This is a genomic window from Brevibacillus sp. SKDU10, from assembly GCF_001645205.1.
Classification (GTDB): domain Bacteria; phylum Bacillota; class Bacilli; order Brevibacillales; family Brevibacillaceae; genus Brevibacillus_B; species Brevibacillus_B halotolerans.
Genome location: NZ_LSSO01000075.1, coordinates 1 through 4,452, shown reverse-complemented (window position 1 = coordinate 4,452; position 4,452 = coordinate 1). Strand labels below are relative to the sequence as shown.

The following is a 4,452-nucleotide window of genomic DNA, read 5'->3' as shown; positions in this document are numbered from 1 at the left end:
AGAGCATCAATTAGATAAAGCGAGTCCAAAGGCCCTGTCACTCGTGGGTAAAGTAACATCCTCTGGCAATGAGCTGATTCCCGGGCAAACAGCCAAAGTAACAGTCACAGCATATAATGGCAGTCAGGTCGCTATTAAAAATATAAGGATAACGCTGAAGACACCAGATGGGTGGAAGGTAAAACCCACGGGACCTACAACGTTTGGGCAGGTGAGCTACAATCAGAGAGTATCAGTGACATATGACGTACATATCCCAAAAGATTCGGACAAATTCCATCCGTACCGCTTACCCATCCTCTCTAGCGATATAACCTACAATGCTTTTGGAGAGGACGCGACATTACATGCTGTACCGCAAGCTACAGTGGGGATTTTGCCGCCATTTTCCCTATCGCTTAATCCGAATGCTACGGTGTTAAACACCCTACAGCAAAACCAAGAGATTCCCATTCAAGTTACGGTAAAAAACTATACACCAGGTGCTAGCGAGCCAACGATTTCGCTTATGCTGCCAGCTGGTTGGTCTGTTAAGCCAGCTTCAAGTAAACTCACCTTTGCTCAGAAAGGGGAAACCAAAAGCATTTCGTTTCGCGTAACCCCGTCCCCAAAAGTAAAAAACGGTACGTACGAGATTACAGCAAAAGCTACTGCAACAGGATTACAGAGTAATGACAACGTGCAGGTCATTACATATCCGCACATTGGAACCACCTATTACATCCATCCTGCTACCCTTGCCATTCAAGCTTTTGACCTAAAGCTAGAACAAAATAGAAAGGTAGGATATATTTCTAGTGGCTTTGATCAAATCGCCCACTATCTGCGGCAAGTAGGGATAAACGTGGTTAATTTGGATGCAAAGGCAGTAGAATCAAGTGATTTACAGCAATATGACACAATTGTGCTGGGGATACGTGCTTACGGATTCCGACCAGAGCTGATCCCAAGTAATAAGCGTCTACTCCAATACGTTGAAAATGGCGGTAATCTAATCGTTCAGTACCATAAACCGGAGGATAAATGGACACCTGATCTGGCTCCTTATCCCATTACCATTGGGCAACCGCTGATAAAGTGGCGTGTTACTGATGAAAATTCCAAGGTGACCATGCTACAACCAACACATCCTTTATTTACAACTCCCAACAAAATAACTGCACAGGATTGGAATGACTGGGTTCAGGATCGTTCTGCCTACAATCCGTCTGCTTGGGGAAAAGAGTACACAGAGCTGATAAGCCATGGTGATCCTAATGAGAAGGAGTTCACAGGTACCTTTTTAACTGCCAAATATGGCAAAGGAACCTACACGTACAGCTCCTTGGTCTGGTATCGACAAATACCCAATTTAGTACCAGGAGCCATTCGCATGTTTGTTAATATGATCAGTTTGAAGCAATAAGGCAGTCTATTTAGATACATCCGTGAGGGGTCTCCATCTTAAAGGGACCCTCTGCACGGATGTATGGAAGGTAAGGTCCATAAAAATAGACAAGGAGGCATCCCGCATGAAATTTCAAGCTCGACAAACGAGAATGTACAATCAGGAAGGAACAAGCTTCCCAGGGAAAACCTATGCGAAGGTGGTTCTGGAGCCAGCCTATGAAGAGGCAAAGGCCCACCTATTAGCTCCCATGATGGCTATCAATAAGGCCCACCTAATCATGTTAAAAGAGCAGGGATTGCTTTCTATGAAGGAAGCAAGACAAATCGCAGATGCATTACAGAAGCTAGATGTAGACACTTTACAGCAGTCTGGTTACACAGGTGAATATGAGGACTTATTTTTTCAGGTAGAAAATCAATTGTTAGAGCTAGCAGGTGACATTGCCGGCAATTTACATTTGGCTCGTAGCCGCAATGATATGGGCATTTGCATGTATCGGATGGTGCTAAGGGAGAAGCTGCTGGCGACTTATTCAACGGGAGTGCTTCTGCATGAATATTTACTGCAAGTAGCCGAAGAGCATATCGATACTATCATGCTTGGTTATACACATACCCAACAGGCACAACCAACCACCCTTGCTCACTATGTAATGGCGATGGCAGATTCCCTGGAACGCGATCTGCGCCGACTACGTTCTGCTTATGAAAATGGTAATCGAAGTCCAATGGGCGCGGCGGCACTGACCACCTCGGGCTTTACGATCAGTCGTGCTCACATGCAAGAATTATTAGGCTTTGATGAAATCGTGGAAAATTCCTACGATGCCATTAGCGGTGCAGATTATCTTGGGGAGGCGATGCTGGCAGTTCAATTAGCGGCGATTAATCTTGGGCGATCGGTGCAGGATTTTCTGCTGTGGTGCACGCAAGAATTTAACGCTGTGAGAGTGGCCGATCCATATGTGCAAGTCAGCTCCATTATGCCGCAAAAGCGAAATCCCGTTTCCTTGGAGCATATGCGTTCCTTATTATCCAGTTGCGTAGGCACGACTAATACAGTGCTTTCGATGATGCATAACACACCGTTTGGTGATATTGTGGATACAGAAGATGACATGCAGCCGTACGTATGGAAAAGCTTGTCCATTTTAGATAACATGTATCATTTACTAATAGCTGTAATTACAACAATGCAAATCAATAAAGAGGTACTTTCGGCGCGTGTTAAGGGAAGCTTTGCCACAGTGACAGAATTAGCGGATACATTAGTACGTACAGATAAGCTATCTTTTAGAACCTCGCATCGTATTGTCAGCTATGTCGTGCAACAGGCGATCAAGCAGAAAATAACAGCCGATCAAATAACACTTCACATGGTAAATGAGGCAGCCCAACATGTGATGAATAGAGAAGTGGTACTAACTGAGGCAGAGCTTGCTGAAGCGCTTGATCCTGTACACTTTGTCATTATCCGTTCTCTACCGGGTGGTCCTAGCCCTAGAGAAATGATGCGCATGATAGAAACGCGAAAAACAACACAGGAGCTGATGCACAACTGGTGGCAGACAGCAGCATTGCGTTGTCAAACCGCCTTGTCACAATTGGATGAAATCTTGACAACATGGAGTGATAACACATGAATCAATGGCATATTCCTCTTCTAGCGGTAGATGGAGGAGGCACAAAAAGCTTGGCGATGTTCGTTACTTACAACCAGCAGGTACTGGGAACAGGAGTGGCTGGATCGTGTAACTATCATGGAAAAGGTGTGGAGTCAGCTACATATGAGTTGAAAATGGCGATTCAAAGAGCAATCAATGAAGCCATGCCTACACAGATACAGAATCACTCTCAAAGAAACGCTCTACTACAAGTAGACTGCGCTGTTTTTGGCATAGCTGGTCTAGATACTTCCTATGATCGAGCTATCATAGGAAAGCTAGTGAACCAAGTGCTATTTGATTTGAACATTCAAATAAAGAAGCTGATCATTGAAAATGATTGTGTTGCTGCCCTTCTAGGTGCTACACGTGGTAAGCCTGGTATATTGGCCATTGCCGGCACGGGGTCCATTGTTTGTGGGATAGGTAAGGATGGAAAGAGAAGCAGAGTTGGCGGCTGGGGACATTTAGTAGGTGATGAAGGCAGTGGCTATTGGATCGGTAAACAAGCGTTAACGGCTATATTTCAAGCATCAGATGGCCGTTCGGATGCTACACTGCTTGCAGAGGAAGTCCTTACCCATTTGCAAATAGAAGATGTAGAACAGCTTTTTCACTGGGTCTATAATGAGAAAACGTATTCAGTGGACAGAGTAGGTGAACTGTCCCGCCTTGTAAGTAGAGCAGCGCACAAAGGCGATCAGACGGCGCACAGGATTTTAGAAAAAGCTGCAGATGAATTGTTTGCAGGTATAAAAACAGTCATGGATCAGCTTGACTTACAGGAGCAAGCCTGTCAGGTTATTTTACAAGGAGGCGTGCTGAAGCATGAGCCACTCGTAAGACAAAGGCTTATTCAATCAATTAGTGAGTATGCTCCACAAGCAATCGTGGACGATAATGAGCAAGAACCGATTAAAGGAGTAATTGCTATGGGGCTTGTTGCCATGAGTAGTCCCTAAGCCTCTGCTGTCAACCTAATAAATTCAGGGCACAAAGGGAGGAAGTAGCATGGGGAAAGCAAGCGAGAATGCTAAAGTAAGGCGCCTGCTGTTTCTTTTTCCGCATCCTGATGATGAATCGTTTGCCTGCGCAGGAACCATGGCAAAATACAGCGAATTAGGACAGCAAATTTATCTGGTGACAGCTACATCAGGAGATAAAGGAAAGTGCGGACCCTATTCGATCACCTGCCAAAAGCAGCTGGCTGTCTTGCGTGAGCACGAATTAAGCAGTGCCCTCAGCGTCTTGGGAGTAGCCGAATTGCTGTTATATCGCTTTCCGGACGGCGGGCTGGCCCAGATGGACCAAAGCGTGCTCACCGAACGCGTACTTCAGACGCTTCTGACTATTAACCCTCAGATCATCATCACCTTTCCACCAGATGGCGTTACAGGTC

4 protein-coding genes are annotated in these 4,452 nt (G+C 45.4%); all 4 read left to right on the top strand.

Annotated features, from left to right (window positions below):
- The coding region (locus AYJ08_RS04975; RefSeq protein ID WP_231929005.1) for an NEW3 domain-containing protein at positions 1–1,405 on the top strand (1,405 nt) is incomplete at its 5' end.
- Between the two features lie 106 nt (positions 1,406–1,511).
- On the top strand, positions 1,512–3,032 hold the full coding sequence (gene argH, locus AYJ08_RS04970; protein WP_064016822.1) for an argininosuccinate lyase: 1,521 nt from the start codon (positions 1,512–1,514) through the stop codon (positions 3,030–3,032).
- Complete coding sequence (locus AYJ08_RS04965; protein ID WP_064016821.1) at positions 3,029–4,015, top strand: N-acetylglucosamine kinase; 987 nt, start codon at positions 3,029–3,031, stop codon at positions 4,013–4,015. The genes argH and AYJ08_RS04965 overlap by 4 nt, the downstream gene beginning before the upstream one ends.
- A gap of 49 nt (positions 4,016–4,064) precedes the next feature.
- Positions 4,065–4,452 (top strand): PIG-L deacetylase family protein (locus AYJ08_RS04960; RefSeq protein ID WP_197490589.1); only part of this gene is annotated, 388 nt, incomplete at its 3' end.